Here is a 16,373-nt window from a genome sequence, read left to right as displayed (position 1 = left end):
TGAGGAAAGAAAACTACTTTAGCGTAAAGCCGTTGGGTTGTCGCTGACTGCGTCATAGCGGAATGTGCTGTGATCGACCGGATGCAAAGAAGGAAAGGGGTGAAGAGAGAATGGCTAAATGCTGAAAAGCGAAAAACCCGCCAAAGCGGGTTTCTCTTAGATGGTGCATCCGGGAGGATGATTCGGCGCCAACGCCTCACCCTGCGGGCCGTTGCTAAAGCAACGTTATCCTCCCCAAGGACACTTTCTTTTTACCACCCGCATGACGATTTCTCTTCGCGATACGGGAGGTTAAACATGGTGCATCCGGGAGGATTCGAACCTCCGACCGCTCGGTTCGTAGCCGAGTACTCTATCCAGCTGAGCTACGGATGCATGACTGTTTTTGCCGCTTGCCTGTTTCACGAATAACAGAAAAGCAAAAACCCGCTAAGGCGGGCTTCTCTTAGATGGTGCATCCGGGAGGATTCGAACCTCCGACCGCTCGGTTCGTAGCCGAGTACTCTATCCAGCTGAGCTACGGATGCATTACTATTTTTACCGCATGCCGGCTTTGCTAATAAAGCCAGACTTGAAGAATGGTGCATCCGGGAGGATTCGAACCTCCGACCGCTCGGTTCGTAGCCGAGTACTCTATCCAGCTGAGCTACGGATGCACAGGAATTCTTTTTTGATACCGTATGGTACGTTGTTACTACCCCACCATACTGCAAAATATGGTGCATCCGGGAGGATTCGAACCTCCGACCGCTCGGTTCGTAGCCGAGTACTCTATCCAGCTGAGCTACGGATGCAAATGGCGGTGAGGCGGGGATTCGAACCCCGGATGCAGCTTTTGACCGCATACTCCCTTAGCAGGGGAGCGCCTTCAGCCTCTCGGCCACCTCACCATACGCTTCTTTCGAATTGTGCCTAACTTGCTTTGGAGAAGCTCATCGGCACTGCGTGGCGCACATATTACTTTCTCCGACTTTTAAGTCAAACAATTTTTCCCAACTCATGCGCGTTTGCACAATTCGCACCCAACATGGGCGATTTCACGGCAAAAAGGGCGTTTTATCAACAGGCAACCGCAACGTCTGCAGCAATAAAGCAGGAAACTCACCGGGAAAATAATCACGAAAAAGAAGAGGGAGAACGAAAGAAGTGGGTAAAACGATGCAGTAGCGTCTCGTCTGGCAACGAGACGCTGCTTCGGAATCAGTAAGTCGTCTGCTGAGACTTCTCTGCCTGAATGCGCTGATAGATTTCTTCACGGTGAACTGAAACCTCTTTGGGGGCGTTCACACCAATACGCACCTGGTTGCCTTTTACCCCTAGCACAGTGACCGTAACCTCATCGCCAATCATGAGGGTTTCACCAACTCGACGAGTCAGAATTAACATTCTTTGCTCCTTGAAAGATTAAAAGAGTCGGGTCTCTCAGTTTCCCCGTCATTATCCATCATATGTGGTGAAAACGTAAGCCGCGCAATCCACAATAAGTGTAAGCAGACTTGGTCCCACCTCAGATAATGGTAAGTTTAGCCGACCAGAAAAACTTTGTTCCCGCAATTGTAACTAAATTGTGTTAGCACAGTATGAAAACGCCATAATCAACAAAGTATTATGGCGTTTGTCCGTGCTATTTATTTATGTTCACAGCTTTGAGGCCACCCAGGCTTCTACGCTGTTTAACGCCGCTGGCAGGGCGTTGATATCCGTCCCCCCCGCCATCGCCATATCAGGGCGACCACCGCCCTTGCCGCCGACCTGCTGCGCCACGTTGCCGATCAACTCGCCAGCTTTCACGCGGTCAGTCAGATCCTTGGTCACGCCCGCGACCAGGCTGACTTTGTCATCAGCCGTCGTCGCCAACACGATAATGGCCGAACCCAATTGATTTTTCAGGTCATCCACCATGGTGCGCAGCATTTTGGCTTCGACATTGTCCAACTGGCTGACCAACAGCTTCACGCCGTTAACCACTTTCGCCTGGCTGGACAGCGAAGCGCTTTCCTGCGCCGCCTGCTGATCTTTCAGCTGCTGCAGTTCTTTTTCCAGCACGCGCGTACGATCGAGCACCGAGCGCACTTTATCGGTCAGGTTGTTGCTGTCGCCCTTCACCAACTGAGCAACGTCTTGCAACAAATCGCTTTGCTGATGCAGCGTAGCGATAGCGCCAGCGCCGGTCACCGCTTCAATACGGCGGATGCCCGCCGCGGTGCCCGATTCGCTCAGAATGCGGAACAGGCCGATATCACCGGTGCGGCTGGCGTGGGTGCCGCCGCACAGCTCGGTGGAGAAGTCGCCCATGGTCAGTACGCGCACGTTGTCGTCGTACTTCTCGCCGAACAGCGCCATCGCCCCCTTCTCTTTGGCATCTTCCAACGCCATCAGCTCGGTCTGCACCGGCAGGTTACGACGCACCTGCTGGTTAACCAGATCTTCCACCGCGCGAATTTGTTCCGGCTTCATCGCTTCAAAATGCGAGAAGTCGAAGCGCAGGTATTTGTCGTTAACCAGAGAGCCTTTCTGCGCAACGTGCTCGCCCAACGTTTGGCGCAGCGCGGCGTGCAGCAGGTGGGTCGCGGAGTGGTTCAGACGGATGCTGTTGCGGCGCTCAGTGTCGATCTGCGCGTCCACGCGATCGTTCAGCTTCAGCGAACCTTGCGCCAGCTTGCCTTGATGGCCGATAGCCTGACCGTATTTCTGGGTGTCGTTGACCACAAACTCGGCGCCGGCGGCTTTCAGCACGCCTTTATCGCCGACCTGGCCGCCGGATTCACCGTAGAACGGCGTCTCGTCCAGCACCACCACCGCCTCTTCGCCGGCGTTGATCTGATCGACAGGCTGGCCGTCGCGGAACAGTGCGATGACCGTCGCCTGCTGCTCGTCGTGATCGTAGCCGCTGAACTGGCTGCTGCCGTCCACGCGGATCAGGCTGTTGTAGTCGGCGCCGAAGCCGCTGGATTCGCGCGCGCGGCGACGCTGCGCTTCCATCGCTTCTTCAAAGCCCGCTTCGTCGACTTTCAGACCGCGTTCGCGGCAGACGTCAGCGGTCAGATCCACCGGGAAACCGTAGGTATCGTACAGACGGAAAGCAGTCTCGCCGTCCAGAGTATCGCCTTGCAGCTTGGCCAGCTCTTCGTCCAGCAGCGCCAGACCACGCTCCAGCGTGCGGGCAAACTGCTCCTCTTCGGTTTTCAGCACCTGTTCCACCAGCGATTGCTGGCGTTTCAGCTCGTCGGCCGCCGGGCCCATCACTTCGATCAGCGGCGCTACCAGCTTGTAGAAGAAGGTATCTTTCGCGCCCAGCATGTTGCCATGGCGGATCGCGCGACGAATGATGCGACGCAGCACGTAGCCGCGGTTTTCGTTAGAGGGGATCACGCCGTCAGACACCAGGAAAGCGCAGGAACGGATGTGGTCGGCAATAACGCGCAGAGATTTGTTGTCCAGATCGGTCGCGCCGGTCACTTTCGCCACGGCGGCGATCAGGGTGCGGAACAGGTCGATCTCATAGTTGGAGTTCACATGCTGCAACACCGCCGCGATGCGTTCCAGACCCATGCCGGTATCCACCGAAGGTTTCGGCAGCGGCAGCATGGTGCCGTCGGACTGACGGTTGAACTGCATGAAAACGATGTTCCAGATCTCGATGTAACGGTCGCCGTCTTCTTCCGGGCTGCCTGGAGGGCCGCCCCAGATGTGATCGCCGTGATCGTAGAAAATCTCGGTGCACGGGCCGCATGGACCGGTGTCGCCCATCTGCCAGAAGTTATCGGAAGCGAAAGGCGCGCCCTTGTTGTCGCCGATGCGGATAATGCGCTCCGTCGGTACGCCGATTTGCTTCTGCCAGATGTCGAACGCTTCGTCATCGGTTTCATACACGGTGACCCACAGTCTCTCTTTCGGCAGGTTGAACCAGTTTTCACCGGTCAGCAGTTCCCACGCGTAGCTGATCGCGTCGTGCTTGAAGTAATCGCCGAAGCTGAAGTTGCCCAGCATTTCAAAGAAGGTGTGGTGACGAGCGGTATAACCGACGTTTTCCAGGTCGTTATGCTTGCCGCCTGCGCGCACGCAGCGCTGCGAGGTGGTGGCGCGGGAATAGGCGCGTTTGTCGAGCCCCAGGAAAACATCCTTAAATTGGTTCATGCCGGCATTGGTAAACAGCAATGTCGGATCATTGTTAGGCACCAGGGAGCTGCTTGCTACAACCTGATGACCCTTACTATGAAAGAAATCGAGAAACGCTTGACGGATCTCAGCGGTGCTCTTGCTCATAATTTTCCTGGAAAGGCTAGAATAACGACACGTGAGCCGGTGGCGCGTCATCCCGACGATGACAACCAGCTCACGAACAAAAAGTGGGGATAAGATAAATTTTCTTCAGAGGGAAGTAAAACCCCGTGTGCGCTCATTGCGCAAAATCACGGTAAATTGACTGAATTTCTTCCTGGAAGAAGCCGCGATAGAGCAGATAACGCTGCACTTTGGCTTTCTCTTTCCAGTCAGTTGGCAACGCATCGCCAAATTTTCGCTGCGCCACCTGTTTCGCCTGCTCGCACCAGTCGATATCGCATTCCGCCAGCGCGTCCTGCACCAGCGCTTTATCCACGCCCTTTTGCATCAGTTCGCTGCGGATGCGCTGCGCGCCATAACCTTTGCGGCTGCGGCTGCCGATGTAGCTGTGGGCGAAACGCTTATCGTCCAGCCAGTTGTGCTGGTAACAGTAGACGATAACCTGATCGATCAGCGCAGGATCCACCGGCTCTTCGGCCACCGTCGGCGATGTCGGCGCATGCGGCCCCTTGCCGCCAAACCGGGCTTTCGCCACAAACGGCTGCGCCGCAAGTTTGCGGCGCAGTTCAGCTTCACTATGATCGCGTTGCGACAGCAGGCGCATGGCGCGGCTTAGCAAGTCATTCATCATTCAAGCCTGAATTCAGAGGATATGCGCCACATAAACGGCGGCGCACATCTTCAGCGATTAGAACTGCTCGCTGGTTTCCGCTTCGTCATCTTCGAAGTCGTCACCGGAGGCAGCCACCAGCTCACCGCCGCTGTGCAGCAGCAGGTCGCGCAGCTTCTTATCCAGCTCGGCGGCGATAGCCGGGTTTTCTTTCAGGAAGTTACAGGCATTCGCCTTGCCCTGACCGATCTTCTCGCCGTTATAGCTGTACCAGGCGCCGGCTTTTTCGATCATCTTGTGCTTCACGCCCAGATCGACCAGTTCGCCACGGCTGTTGATGCCTTCGCCGTACATGATTTGGAACTCAGCCTGTTTGAACGGCGCAGCGATTTTGTTCTTCACCACTTTCACGCGGGTTTCGCTGCCCACCACTTCGTCGCCTTCTTTGATGGCGCCGATACGACGGATATCCAGACGCACCGAAGCGTAGAACTTCAGGGCGTTACCGCCGGTCGTGGTTTCCGGGTTGCCGAACATCACACCAATTTTCATACGGATCTGGTTGATGAAGATCAGCAGAGTATTAGCGTTTTTCAGGTTGCCGGCCAGCTTACGCATCGCCTGGCTCATCATGCGCGCCGCCAACCCCATGTGCGAATCGCCGATTTCACCTTCGATTTCCGCCTTCGGCGTCAGCGCCGCCACGGAGTCGACGATGATGACGTCAACCGCGCCGGAGCGGGTCAGCGCATCACAGATTTCCAGCGCCTGCTCGCCGGTGTCCGGCTGGGAGCACAGCAGGTTGTCGATATCGACGCCCAGCTTTTTCGCATAGATAGGATCCAGCGCGTGCTCGGCATCGATGAACGCACAGGTTTTGCCTTCGCGCTGCGCGGCGGCGATCACCTGCAGCGTCAGAGTGGTTTTACCGGAGGATTCCGGGCCGTAAATTTCGACGATGCGGCCCATTGGCAGGCCGCCGGCGCCCAGAGCGATATCGAGTGACAGTGAGCCGGTGGAGATCGTTTCCACGTCCATGGAGCGGTCTTCACCCAGGCGCATGATGGAGCCTTTGCCGAACTGTTTCTCAATCTGGCCCAGTGCCGCAGCTAACGCCTTTTGCTTGTTCTCATCAATAGCCATTTTTGCTCCTTCGTTTCGCAATGCCGGTGTTACCCCACACTGCCACTGAATGTATGTTGTGCAGGAAATGTCACTAATTATACTGTATGGTCATACAGTATCAAGCCTAATTTACAAAAATTCGTCGATGGCGGTTTGCAGCGCGAAAATCGTCGCCTGCAGCCGCACCGCGTCGCGGTCGCCCTCGAATTGCATCTTGCGCGACAGCCCCCGGCCATCGCTGCCGGCGAAGCCGAACCACACGGTGCCGACCGGCTTTTCCGCGCTGCCGCCGTCCGGGCCGGCGATGCCGCTCACCGACAGCGCCAGATCGGCCTGCGCCGCCCGCAGCGCCCCTATGGCCATCTCGCGCACCACCTCTTCGCTGACCGCGCCGTGCGCCGCCAACGTCGCTTCGCTCACCCCCAGCAGATCATGTTTCGCCGCATTGCTGTAGGTGACGAAACCGCGATCGAAATAGGCGGAGCTGCCGGCGATATCGGTAATGGCCTTGGCGATGCCGCCGCCGGTGCAGGATTCCGCGCAGGTGATCCAGCGGCCCTGAGCCTTCAGTTTCTCCCCTGCCAGCACGCTGAGCCGGCGCAGTTGGTTTTCACTCATAACCCCTCCCTTGCGAATTCAGATATATGCGCCCGATAGTAGCATTTATCAAGGCGCTGCAGCGGCTGGCGCGTGGAAATGCGCAGCGTCTCGCAGGAGGTGCGGTTTTAAGCGCCCGGCCAAGCTGCTAGTATCAAAAGAAGCGCCCCATCGAGCGGCGGCGCACCAGCACAAGGAACATCACGGAGGCGGCACGCTGCGGCGGCCTCAGGGCGCACCAGAAGAGATTAGGATGATAGCGTGAAAAAAACGTTGGGCGTATTCTTGCCGTTGTACACCACCACCCTGCTGCTGCTGTTGGGCTCGGGCCTGCTCACCACCTACGTCTCGCTGCGGCTGACCTCCATCCACGTCAGCAGCGCGCTGATCGGCGCCATCATCGCCGCCAACTACATCGGGTTGGTGATCGGCGGCAAGGTCGGCCACTTTCTCATCGCCCGCGTCGGGCATATCCGCGCCTACGTGGCCTGCGCCGGCATCATCACCGCTGCGGTGCTGGGGCACGGCCTGACGGCGTTCATTCCCGCCTGGGTTGCGCTGCGTCTGGTGATCGGGTTGTGCATGATGTGCCAGTATATGGTGCTGGAAAGCTGGCTGAACGACCAGGCGGAATCCAACCAGCGCGGCATGGTGTTCGGCTTCTATATGGCGGCGACCTATCTTGGCATGTCGCTGGGCCAGATCGTGCTGATGCTGCAGAGCAACCTGGGCATCACCACGCTGCTGGTGATCGCGCTGTGCTTCGCGCTTTGTCTGGTGCCGATCGCGCTTACCACCCGCACCAATGCGCGCCACATGTCGCCGGCCCCGATGGAGCTGCGTTACTTTGTCGGCGCCATTCCCAAGGTGCTGGCCACCACGCTGGTGATCGGCATGGTGGTGGGCTCGTTTTACGGCCTGGCGCCGGTCTACGCCAGCCTGCAATCCTTAACCACTCAGCAAACAGGCCTGTTCATGGCGCTGGCCATCTTCGCCGGGCTGATCGCGCAGTTCCCGCTCAGTTGGCTGTCGGATCGCTATAATCGCCCGTTGCTGATGCGCCTCAACGCCATTTTGCTGATCGTGGCGGCGCTGCCGCTGGCGCTACTGCCGCACATCGATTTCCCGCTGCTGCTGGCGGTCGGGTTCGTCGTCAGCATGTTGCAATTTACGCTCTACCCGCTGGCGGTGGCGCTGGCCAACGATCTGATCGAGCCGGAACGTCGCGTCTCGCTGGCCGCCTGTCTGCTGATGGCGTTCGGCGTCGGCGCCAGCATCGGGCCATTGGCGGTCGGCGCGCTGATCGAACCGCTGGGCGGCAATATCCTGTACGCCTTTTTCGCCCTGTGCGGCGTGCTGCTGGCGGCCCTCAGCCGCACGGCGAAAGCGGAAGAACCGCAGCTGGCGCAGGACGCGCCGGTGCCCCACATCCCGCTGCCAGACAGCCTCGCCAGCTCGCCGCTGTCGCCGGCGCTCAATCCGACCTTCGATGAGCAGATCATTCACGACACCATGCCGCCGCCGGAAGCGGCGCCCGAGGTCGACGAGCCACAGCCTGAAGCACAAGAGGCGGAGCCCTTGCCTCAAGGCGCCGATCCTGAAGAAGACACCGGTCTGAAAAAGGCGCACGCCATGCTGTAAATGACTGCGTTACAGATCCCGGAAAGAGCCCAGCATAAAACCGCGTTCGGCGATCGCCGCTTTCAGCGTCGGCGCGGTCAACACATCCAGCTCGACGAGGCGCGGGTGGCAGTATTTGCTCTGCAGGATCGTCGCGTCGAGGAACGCCGGGTGGCACATCATTTCCAATGACTCTGCGCCCTGCTCGTCGGCGCGCGCCAACCGCTGCAAGAACAAGGCTTCGGAAATCATTTCACCGTAGAATCCCGCGTCAAACGCGTCGGTGCTGCAGGGAGTCTGCAACGCCAGTTCGCGCCGTTTCGCCTCTTCGCGATCGAGACGCAACGGCAGACCCTGCGCTTGCGCGAACGCCTCCACCAACGGATAAATTTGCGGCTGCATATGCACATGGTGATGACTGTCGATATGCGTCGGCGGGCGGCCGAACAGCGTCACAAACCGCGCGAACTGGCGCTGCAGCTCCTCGTGAATTTCGTCCAGCGACAGCTCGCCGGCCTCGGCGCGGCGCCACAGCCATTTGCCCAGTTCGCCATGTTCGTTGACCAACGAAGGCATGGCGCCCAGCGGCTTGCCATGGGTCAAAACGAAATGCAGCCCGATCGGCAACCCCGGATATTGCCGGCTGAGCGCCGCCGCGTGCTGCGCGCCGCCGCCGTTCACCATCGCCGTGGTGGAGGAAACGACGCCATGCTGATACGCCTCGATGACGCCATAGTTCTGCCCTTTGCTCAGGCCGAAATCGTCGGCATTTACGATCAGTAGTTTTTCCATAGAGGCTCCCGCGGGATAGATTTTTGGCAAGGGAAGGCCGACCGCTCGGCGCGGCATTCCCCCTCGTTAAGGTAAAAATCAAATGATTAACCGACCGGCGCCCTGAAGCTCATCGGCATATCGGCGTTGATACTGATCGGGAGCGGCCCTAAAGAGGGCCGTAACACTTTTTTCGGTAATTGCCCGGGGTCACGTCGGTGAGCCGCTTGAAGTTTTTAATGAACAGGCTGACGTCGCCATAGCCGGAATCGAAGGCGATATCGGAAACCGAATAGTTGGTGACCTCCAGCTGCGTCTTGGCGAAGTTGATGCGGATCTCATTGATCACCTGCATCGGCGTTTTATGGTAGTAACGCCGCATCGCCCGGGTCAGGTACTCCTGGGTTTTCCCCGACAGCGCCACCATGTTCGCCAACGCCTTTTCGCCGAACATCGCCTTGTCATGCATGCCGGCCAGGGTGTTCTTCAGCCACTGCGGGATATCATCGCCGCCGTCGTTTTCTTCTTTATAATGTCGGATGCGGCTGATCACGTAGAAGGTCAATGTTTCGAGGAATTCGGCGAAGTCGTCCTCACGAAACTGCGGGGAACTCACCACCGATTCGATATAGGCCAAAAACTCGCTTCTCAGGCTGTAAGCCTGCGAGGCGACAAAGCAGCGCGGCAACTGTTGCAAGTAATGCTCTTCAAAAAACGCTTTGCTGACCGCCACGTTGAAAATTTTCGTCGCGCCGAACTCGTAAAAGCTCTGGTGGTAGGAACCGATAGGGATAAAGACGAAATCCCCGCGTTCCAGCAGCACCCGCTTGCCGTTGATCTCCTGATAGCATTTGCCGCTCAGCACGATGGTGAACTCGTAATAGTCGTGCTGATGCAGCCCGGTGGCGCTTTCCACCTTGTTGTAGATGAACAGGTGAAAGTCTTTGCAGTTAAAGAAATCCTGCTCGCGAATCAGCTTCACGTCGTTGGCACTCAGCGAAATTCGGTTATCGGACACAGCGCCGGCCTCCCGTTAGTCAAATCCGTTGCGTCTGGCCGCCTCGGCAAACCAGTAACCGCTTTTTTTAATGGTGCGCCGCTGATCCGCCCGATCCAGCCGCACCAGCCCATAACGATTCTTGTAGGCGTTCAGCCAGGACCAGCAGTCGATAAAGGTCCACAGATGATAGCCTTTGCACTGCGAGCCTTCCGCCAGCGCGTGGTGCAGCCACTTCAGGTGCTCGCGAATAAAGTCGATGCGGTAATCGTCCTCCACCCGCCCATCGGCGCCGATAAACGCCTCTTCGCCCTCGACGCCCATACCATTTTCCGAAATATAACAGGGCAGATTGCCGTAGTTCTCTTTCAGATCCATCAGGATGTCGTACAGCCCCTTCTCGTAGATCTCCCAGCCGCGGTGCGGATTGATTTTGCGGCCCGGCATTGCATAGTAACTGAACAAATCCTCCGGCGATGCGATCGGCCCCTCGGCGCGCCGTCCCGCTTTCGCCTGCACCCTGCGCGGCTGGTAATAGTTGACGCCAAGGATATCCACCACGCCGCCTTCGATCAGCTGCGCGTCCTGCGGTTCGCAGTAGGGCATCAGCCCATGTCGCTCCAACAGGTGCAGCAATGCGGCCGGGTAACGCCCTTTGGCGACCGGATCGAGGAAACTGCGGTTGAGCAGCAGATCGGCGTCGTGTGCGGCCTGCCGATCCTCCGGCGCGTCGGAGCGCGGATAGGTCGGGCTCAGATTCAGAATGATGCCGATGCTCCCCGGCAGCCTCCGCGCTCTGAAACGCTGCACCGCCATGGCGTGCGCCAGTACGCTGTGATACGCCACGGTGACCGCCCGTTTGAAGTCCACCACGCAAGGGTAGTGCAGGTCATTCAGGTAACCGGCTTCCACCGGCACGATCGGCTCGTTGAAGGTGAACCAGTGGGTGACCCGATCGCCAAACAGGCCGAAACAGGTATCGGCGTAACGCGCATAGGCTTCGACCACCGCCCGGCTTTCCCAACCGCCGCGCTGTTGCATGCACAGCGGCATATCGAAGTGATAGAGATTGATAAACGGGGTGATGCCCTGCGCCAGCAGCTCGTCGATCATCGCGTTATAGAACGCCACCGCCTGCGGGTTCACTTCACCGTCGCCGTCCGGGATCAGCCGCGACCACGAGATCGAGGTTCTGAAAGTATTATGGCCCAGCGTTTTGAGCAGCCCGATATCGGTGCGGAAATGGTCATAAAAGGTCGAGGCCTCGGTCGGCCCCACCCGTCCGTGAAAGCGCTCGGGCGCGATCTCGTACCAATAGTCGAAGATGTTGCGACTCTTGCCGTCCCGCGCGGCCGCCCCTTCAGACTGCGGCGCGGAGGTGGCGCTGCCCCACCAGAACCCGTCGGCAAATTGATATTCCATACTCGCGTCCCTCGCGGGGCGGCCGCGCCGCCCCGTTCCACAGTTAGAATTTCAGCGCCTTGGCGATGTCTTCTTCGCTTTCCGTCGCCGCGTCGATCTGGCTTTGCGCCTTGTTGGAAATCGCCACGAACGGCAGATAGATCACGGTGGCGACCGCCAGGTTGAACAGGCTCAGCAACATGGCCATGATGCTGCCGTTGGTGTTGAAGAACGCCCCCAGGCCGACCGGCATGGTCCAGGGCGCAATGTTGGTGATCGGCGGGATCAGCCCGGAGTAGTAGGCCAGGGAGGTGATAATGGTCAGCACCGGCTGCACCAGGATGAACGGAATGAACATCACCGGGTTCATGATCACCGGCAGACCAAACAGTATCGGTTCGTTAATCTGGAAGATGCCGGATGGCGTCGCCAGTTTGGCGACCTGGCGGTAATCTTCGCGGCGCGAGGCGATGAAGATGGCGATGATCAAGCCCAGCGTCGAGCCGGTGCCGCCGAGGTAGATGTAGGAATCGACGAACGGTTTCGCCCACATGTGGAACTCTTTTCCGGCGGCCACCGCCGCTTCGACCGAACCGTATTTGTTGTACAGCTCCACGTTTTCCAGCGCGAACGGCGTCATGATGCCGCTGTCCAGGGCCGCCAGCGCCATGGAGCCGTGCACCCCAAAGAACCACAGCAGCGAGGAGAACAGCACGTACACCCAGCCCACCACGCTGCCCATCTTGGCCAGCGGCGCCGAAATGCCGTCCATGATGATCTGGTGGAAGTTGGTGCCCCAGTGCGCCAGCGCGAACGCCACCAGCCCCATGATGGAGAGGATGATGAAACCGGGGATCAGCGCCGAGAAGGAACGCGACACCGAAGCCGGCACGCTGTCCGGCAGGCTAATCACCCAGTTGCGCCGCACGATGAAGGCAAACATCTCGGCCACCGCCAGCCCAATCACCATACCGGAAATGATGTTGGCGCCGCCCAACCAGTTGGCTCCCACCGCATAGGCCTCGCCGACATTGAACGGTGTGACGGTCATAAAGGCCGCCACCGCCAGCAGCGCCGAAGCGAGCGGATCGACCTTTCGCTCTTCCGCCAACGCCATGCTGATAAAGAACGGCGTCATCAGGGACATGATCCCCAGCGTGCCGTTGTAAACGCTGCCGCCGATGCTCTTCAGACTATTCAGCGTCTCTATGGTAGAGGCATCTAACCTTACGCCCAGAGAATAGAAGAACGATCCTTCGCCGAAGCTCAGAAACACGTTGTTGATCAACACGAACATCGCCCCGGTCAAGGTCAGCGGCATCAGGCGGATAAAGCCATTCTTGATGGCGTTGACGTGGGGCTGCTTACCGATTTTTACGGCGAAAGGCAGGATAACCTTCTCGAGCGAGGCAATGAGGGTATTCACGGCGGCCTCCTGTTATTGATTGGCTTTCTTGATGGCGGCCACCGCGGCCTTCAGCACGCCCAGCCCATCGACCTTGCCGTACAGCAGCGGATCGATGACCTCAACGGGTTTATTGGGCAGCTGTTTTTGCACTTCCGCCAAGGTGTAGGCGATCTGCGGCCCCAGCAGGATCAGATCCGCCTCAACGCCCTTCTCTGCGGCCAACGCTTCCGGATAGGCGGCGATGATCACCGGTACTTCATATTTTTCGGCCTGCGCCTTCATTTTTGATACCAACAGGGAAGTGGACATACCGGCAGAACAAAACAGATAGATTTTTTTCTTTTCCATACCAAGCACCTCAGATAATCAAAAAAACCCCGTGTTATTTGTATGCCAGATGCAATCACGATTGCTTCACGCACATTCCTTATGAAAATTTCCGTCACGTTGCCCTGGTTATGGACAGTATACGGAGCATGAAAAACGGATCGGTAAGCCAGGGGAAGACATAACCGTCTCTCATTGACCTGACGGATTGACCCCCTTCACATTTCGCACAAAAAAATAGTGTGACCGGGCTCTCAAATAACCGATAAAAACTCGGAATATTCGCAATAAATATTCAAATAACAATTATAAACAGCAAGTTACAAACTCACCGAGAATTTAAGGGGTTATTTGCGCCTGAACAAACGAAAAGGGAATAAAAATAGTTCAAGCTTGATTCACCTACGGCCATCCGAACGCGATAACCGGTGAAGAGGATTAGGTGGGCAGACGCAGCAACTCGATCACCGTGCTCAGCGCCACGGAATGATTCCTGCGGTTGGGATAATAGAGGTAAAAACCGGTAAACGGCACGCACCAGTCGGTCAACACCCGCCGCAGCCGCCCGCTCGCCAGGTGTTCTTCTACTTCTTGTTCGATGGCGAAAGCGATGCCGACGTGCGCCAGCGCCGCCTGCACCATCATCCTGCCGTCATCGAGTATCAACGGGCTGTTAACCGCCACGGAAAACCGCTGCTCGCCCTGCTGAAATGCCCATTTGTAGCGCTCGCCCGAAGAGGCCTTACGCCAACCGATGCAGCGGTGCTGCAGCAAATCCTGCGGATGCATCGGTTCGCCGTGCCGTTGAAAATAATCCGGCGTGGCGACGATGGCGAAACGCAGATCCGGCGTCAGACGCACCGCGCGCATATCGTTGTGCAGATCCTCGCCGAGCCTAATGCCGGCGTCAAAGCCCTGCTCGACAATGTTGGCGAACCCCTCGTCCGCCACCACTTCCAGCGTAATGCCGGGGTACTCGCAGGCCAACCGCCCCAGATGCGGCACGATGGCGAGCTCGATGGCCGAACGCGGCGCGTTGATGCGCACCAGGCCTCGCGGCCCTGCACGAAACGCATTCAGGCTCTCCAGCGCGGCGTCGATGTCGGTAAAAGCCGGCACCAACTGCGCCAGCAGGTGCTCTCCGGCCTCCGTCGGCGAGACGTTGCGGGTGGTGCGATTCAGCAGGCGAATGCCCACCTGCGCTTCCAATTCGCGCAGGGTGTGGGTGAGCGTCGGCGGCGTCACGCCCAATCGGGCGGCGGCGCGGCGGAAGCTGCGTTCACTGGCGATAGCCACAAAGGCCGCCAGGCCGGACAGTTCAGGTTTTTTCATGCTATTGATATAAATTATCTAATAGTGAGATGAATTTTTAGCGGATAGTTATCCGTCATCTAACAACATAGCATTGCGATCGACCCCATTACCAGGTATCGATACGATGATTAATGCTACAGCTCCAACTCATGAAACGCCGCGCCGTCTGGCGGGCAAAGTCGTACTGGTGAGCGGCGGCGGCACCGGCATCGGCCGCGCCGCCGCGCTGGCCTATGCCCGCGAAGGCGCCAAAGTCGCGCTGGCCGGCCGACGCGCGGCGGAAATCGAAGCCACGGCGCGCGACATCGCGCTGGCCGGCGGCGACGCCCTGCCCATCGTGGCCGACGTCTCCCAGGAAGACGATATCCGCCAACTGATCGCCACGGTGACCGCCCATTATGGCCGGCTCGACGTCGCCTTCAACAACGCCGGCATCATCGGCAACTTCGCCCCCATCACCGAACAGAGCAGCGAGGATTTTGACCGGGTAATCGCCATTAACCTCAGAGGCGTCTGGCTGGCGATGAAATACGAGATTGAAACCTTTCTGGCTCAGCGCTCGGGCGGCGTGATCATCAACACCTCCTCCTGGCTGACCCACGGCGCGCTGGCCGGCTCATCCAGCTACTCCGCCAGCAAGGGTGCGCTCGATGCGATGATCCGCGCAGTGGCGCTCGAATACAGCGGCCAGGGCATCCGCGTCAACAACATCAACCCCGGCATCATCGACACGCCGATGGCGCGCGGCAGCGTGGCTGACAGCGCGGCCTTCGCGCCCTTTATCGCCCACACGCCCGCCGGCCGCCTGGGCGAATCGGAAGACATCGGCGATGTGGCGCTGTGGCTGGCGACGGACGAAGCCCGCTTCATCACCGGCCAAAGCCTGCTGGTGGACGGCGGTTACACCATCGCCGGCATGCGTTGAGGAGACGAGGCCATGAACTACGTTCGGCTTGGCGACAGTGGCCTGAAAGTGTCTCGCCTCTGCCTGGGTTGCATGACCTACGGCGATCCGGCCTGGCGGCCCTGGGTGCTGAAGGAAGACGAAGCGCGCCCCTTTATCCGCGAGGCGCTGGAATCGGGCATCAATTTTTTCGATACCGCCAACATTTACTCCGGCGGAGAAAGCGAGCGCATTCTCGGCCGCGCGCTGAAGGCGTTTGCCCGCCGTGAAGACGTGGTGATCGCCACCAAGGCCTATTTTCCAATCGACGCGCAGCCGAACAGCCGGGGGCTCTCGCGCAAGCACCTGCTGCACAGCGTCGACGCCTCCTTGCAGCGGCTGGGAACGGATTACCTCGATCTGTTCGTGCTGCACCGCTTCGACACCGAAACGCCGCTCGAAGAAACCGCCGACACCCTCGACGGCCTGGTGCGGGCGGGCAAGATCCGCTATCTCGGCGCCTCCTCGCTGCACGCCTGGCGCCTGATGAAAATGCTGGCCTTTCAACGTCAGCACCGCCTGGCGCCGTTTATTTCGCTGCAAAGCCAATACAACCTGGTGACGCGTGAAGATGAAGAGGAGCTGATCCCGCTGTGCCTGGAGGAGGGGCTTGGTCTGACGCCCTGGTCGCCGCTGGCCCGCGGCGTGCTGGCCGGCTCCGGCAGCGGCGGCACGCTGCGCGCCGCCACCGACGAACAGGCGCCCCGTTGGTACGGCGGCAGAAACGAGGTAGAACGCACCGTCGCGGCGGTCGCGGAGGTGGCGGCCGCGCGCGGCGTTCCACCGGCGCAAATCGCGCTGGCCTGGCTGTTGGCCAAACCCGGCGTGGCGTCGCCGCTGGTGGGCATGTCCAAGCCGCACCATCTGCAGGATGCGCTGGCGGCGCTCGAGCTCAGGCTATCACCGGAAGACGTGGCCGCGCTGGAGGCGCCAATGGCGCACGCTGCCCGCCCTGAGCGCTGGTAGCCCCCTTTCC

Annotated in this window: 15 protein-coding genes and 5 tRNA genes; 4 read left to right on the top strand and 16 right to left on the bottom strand. The window is 59.0% G+C overall.

Annotated features, from left to right (window positions below):
• Positions 1-298 precede the first annotated feature (298 nt).
• From ACJ8KE_RS16095 to alaS, 7 genes are all read right to left on the bottom strand, one after another.
• Positions 299-375 (bottom strand) — tRNA-Arg (locus ACJ8KE_RS16095).
• A gap of 75 nt (positions 376-450) precedes the next feature.
• Positions 451-527: transfer RNA gene (locus ACJ8KE_RS16090), tRNA-Arg, on the bottom strand.
• Positions 528-579: 52 nt separating this feature from the next.
• A tRNA-Arg gene (locus ACJ8KE_RS16085) sits at positions 580-656 on the bottom strand.
• 61 nt (positions 657-717) lie between these two features.
• A tRNA-Arg gene (locus tag ACJ8KE_RS16080) sits at positions 718-794 on the bottom strand.
• A 3-nt stretch (positions 795-797) separates the two neighbouring features.
• Positions 798-890: transfer RNA gene (locus tag ACJ8KE_RS16075), tRNA-Ser, on the bottom strand.
• A gap of 310 nt (positions 891-1,200) precedes the next feature.
• Positions 1,201-1,386, bottom strand: a complete 186-nt coding sequence (gene csrA, locus ACJ8KE_RS16070) for a carbon storage regulator CsrA (RefSeq protein ID WP_004091602.1) — start codon at positions 1,384-1,386, stop codon at positions 1,201-1,203.
• 252 nt (positions 1,387-1,638) lie between these two features.
• Positions 1,639-4,266, bottom strand: a complete 2,628-nt coding sequence (gene alaS, locus ACJ8KE_RS16065) for an alanine--tRNA ligase (protein ID WP_261420172.1) — start codon at positions 4,264-4,266, stop codon at positions 1,639-1,641.
• Between alaS and ACJ8KE_RS16060 the strand changes: the two genes are divergently transcribed.
• Positions 4,216-4,359, top strand: a complete 144-nt coding sequence (locus ACJ8KE_RS16060) for a hypothetical protein (RefSeq protein WP_162180460.1) — start codon at positions 4,216-4,218, stop codon at positions 4,357-4,359. The two genes, alaS and ACJ8KE_RS16060, sit on opposite strands and share 51 nt — an antisense overlap.
• 40 nt (positions 4,360-4,399) lie before the next feature.
• Here the strand turns inward: ACJ8KE_RS16060 and recX are convergent, their stop codons facing one another.
• The 3 genes from recX to pncC all read right to left on the bottom strand — a co-directional run bounded on the left by recX (position 4,400) and on the right by pncC (position 6,637).
• Entirely contained in the window at positions 4,400-4,912 is a 513-nt protein-coding gene (gene recX, locus ACJ8KE_RS16055) for a recombination regulator RecX (RefSeq protein ID WP_028127836.1), read from the bottom strand.
• Between the two features lie 60 nt (positions 4,913-4,972).
• Entirely contained in the window at positions 4,973-6,037 is a 1,065-nt protein-coding gene (gene recA, locus ACJ8KE_RS16050; RefSeq protein ID WP_004932541.1) for a recombinase RecA, read from the bottom strand.
• 111 nt (positions 6,038-6,148) lie between these two features.
• Positions 6,149-6,637, bottom strand: coding sequence for a nicotinamide-nucleotide amidase (gene pncC, locus ACJ8KE_RS16045; RefSeq protein ID WP_048794685.1), 489 nt, complete (start codon positions 6,635-6,637; stop codon positions 6,149-6,151).
• A gap of 240 nt (positions 6,638-6,877) precedes the next feature.
• Between pncC and ACJ8KE_RS16040 the strand changes: the two genes are divergently transcribed.
• Positions 6,878-8,257 (top strand): MFS transporter, encoded by a 1,380-nt coding sequence (locus ACJ8KE_RS16040; protein ID WP_033641286.1) that lies wholly within the window; start codon positions 6,878-6,880, stop codon positions 8,255-8,257.
• 9 nt (positions 8,258-8,266) lie between these two features.
• Here the strand turns inward: ACJ8KE_RS16040 and chbG are convergent, their stop codons facing one another.
• The 6 genes from chbG to ACJ8KE_RS16010 form a co-directional block, all read right to left on the bottom strand.
• Complete coding sequence (gene chbG / locus ACJ8KE_RS16035; RefSeq protein WP_079450104.1) at positions 8,267-9,028, bottom strand: chitin disaccharide deacetylase; 762 nt, start codon at positions 9,026-9,028, stop codon at positions 8,267-8,269.
• A 148-nt stretch (positions 9,029-9,176) separates the two neighbouring features.
• Positions 9,177-10,025: a transcriptional regulator ChbR gene (chbR, locus tag ACJ8KE_RS16030; RefSeq protein WP_016929032.1), complete on the bottom strand. Its 849-nt coding sequence runs from the start codon at positions 10,023-10,025 to the stop codon at positions 9,177-9,179.
• Positions 10,026-10,040: 15 nt separating this feature from the next.
• Positions 10,041-11,426, bottom strand: coding sequence for a glycoside hydrolase family 1 protein (locus ACJ8KE_RS16025; protein ID WP_261460039.1), 1,386 nt, complete (start codon positions 11,424-11,426; stop codon positions 10,041-10,043).
• 43 nt (positions 11,427-11,469) lie between these two features.
• Positions 11,470-12,831, bottom strand: coding sequence for a PTS N,N'-diacetylchitobiose transporter subunit IIC (gene chbC / locus ACJ8KE_RS16020; RefSeq protein ID WP_016929034.1), 1,362 nt, complete (start codon positions 12,829-12,831; stop codon positions 11,470-11,472).
• 12 nt (positions 12,832-12,843) lie between these two features.
• Entirely contained in the window at positions 12,844-13,161 is a 318-nt protein-coding gene (locus ACJ8KE_RS16015; protein ID WP_442517311.1) for a PTS sugar transporter subunit IIB, read from the bottom strand.
• 417 nt (positions 13,162-13,578) lie between these two features.
• Complete coding sequence (locus tag ACJ8KE_RS16010; RefSeq protein WP_079450102.1) at positions 13,579-14,472, bottom strand: LysR family transcriptional regulator; 894 nt, start codon at positions 14,470-14,472, stop codon at positions 13,579-13,581.
• Between the two features lie 106 nt (positions 14,473-14,578).
• Between ACJ8KE_RS16010 and ACJ8KE_RS16005 the strand changes: the two genes are divergently transcribed.
• Both ACJ8KE_RS16005 and ACJ8KE_RS16000 read left to right on the top strand, forming a co-directional pair.
• Complete coding sequence (locus tag ACJ8KE_RS16005; RefSeq protein ID WP_049300195.1) at positions 14,579-15,379, top strand: SDR family NAD(P)-dependent oxidoreductase; 801 nt, start codon at positions 14,579-14,581, stop codon at positions 15,377-15,379.
• Positions 15,380-15,391: 12 nt separating this feature from the next.
• The gene (locus ACJ8KE_RS16000; protein ID WP_016929037.1) at positions 15,392-16,363 is read left to right on the top strand and encodes an aldo/keto reductase; all 972 of its coding nucleotides are present in this window, start codon (positions 15,392-15,394) and stop codon (positions 16,361-16,363) included.
• Positions 16,364-16,373 lie beyond the last annotated feature (10 nt).

Source organism: Serratia sp. CY56464, from assembly GCF_052168435.1.
GTDB lineage: Bacteria > Pseudomonadota > Gammaproteobacteria > Enterobacterales > Enterobacteriaceae > Serratia > Serratia marcescens.
This window is presented reverse-complemented; position numbering and strand designations above follow the sequence as displayed.

What these genes read in the sequence shown, in the direction of transcription:
- csrA (WP_004091602.1), bottom strand. Translation starts at nt 1,386, where the DNA reads ATGTTAATTCTGACTCGTCGAGTTGGTGAAACCCTCATGATTGGCGAT.
- ACJ8KE_RS16060 (WP_162180460.1), top strand. Translation starts at nt 4,216, where the DNA reads ATGAAAGAAATCGAGAAACGCTTGACGGATCTCAGCGGTGCTCTTGCT.
- alaS (WP_261420172.1), bottom strand. Translation starts at nt 4,266, where the DNA reads ATGAGCAAGAGCACCGCTGAGATCCGTCAAGCGTTTCTCGATTTCTTT.
- recX (WP_028127836.1), bottom strand. Translation starts at nt 4,912, where the DNA reads ATGAATGACTTGCTAAGCCGCGCCATGCGCCTGCTGTCGCAACGCGAT.
- recA (WP_004932541.1), bottom strand. Translation starts at nt 6,037, where the DNA reads ATGGCTATTGATGAGAACAAGCAAAAGGCGTTAGCTGCGGCACTGGGC.
- pncC (WP_048794685.1), bottom strand. Translation starts at nt 6,637, where the DNA reads ATGAGTGAAAACCAACTGCGCCGGCTCAGCGTGCTGGCAGGGGAGAAA.
- chbG (WP_079450104.1), bottom strand. Translation starts at nt 9,028, where the DNA reads ATGGAAAAACTACTGATCGTAAATGCCGACGATTTCGGCCTGAGCAAA.
- ACJ8KE_RS16025 (WP_261460039.1), bottom strand. Translation starts at nt 11,426, where the DNA reads ATGGAATATCAATTTGCCGACGGGTTCTGGTGGGGCAGCGCCACCTCC.
- ACJ8KE_RS16015 (WP_442517311.1), bottom strand. Translation starts at nt 13,161, where the DNA reads ATGGAAAAGAAAAAAATCTATCTGTTTTGTTCTGCCGGTATGTCCACT.
- ACJ8KE_RS16010 (WP_079450102.1), bottom strand. Translation starts at nt 14,472, where the DNA reads ATGAAAAAACCTGAACTGTCCGGCCTGGCGGCCTTTGTGGCTATCGCC.
- ACJ8KE_RS16005 (WP_049300195.1), top strand. Translation starts at nt 14,579, where the DNA reads ATGATTAATGCTACAGCTCCAACTCATGAAACGCCGCGCCGTCTGGCG.
- ACJ8KE_RS16000 (WP_016929037.1), top strand. Translation starts at nt 15,392, where the DNA reads ATGAACTACGTTCGGCTTGGCGACAGTGGCCTGAAAGTGTCTCGCCTC.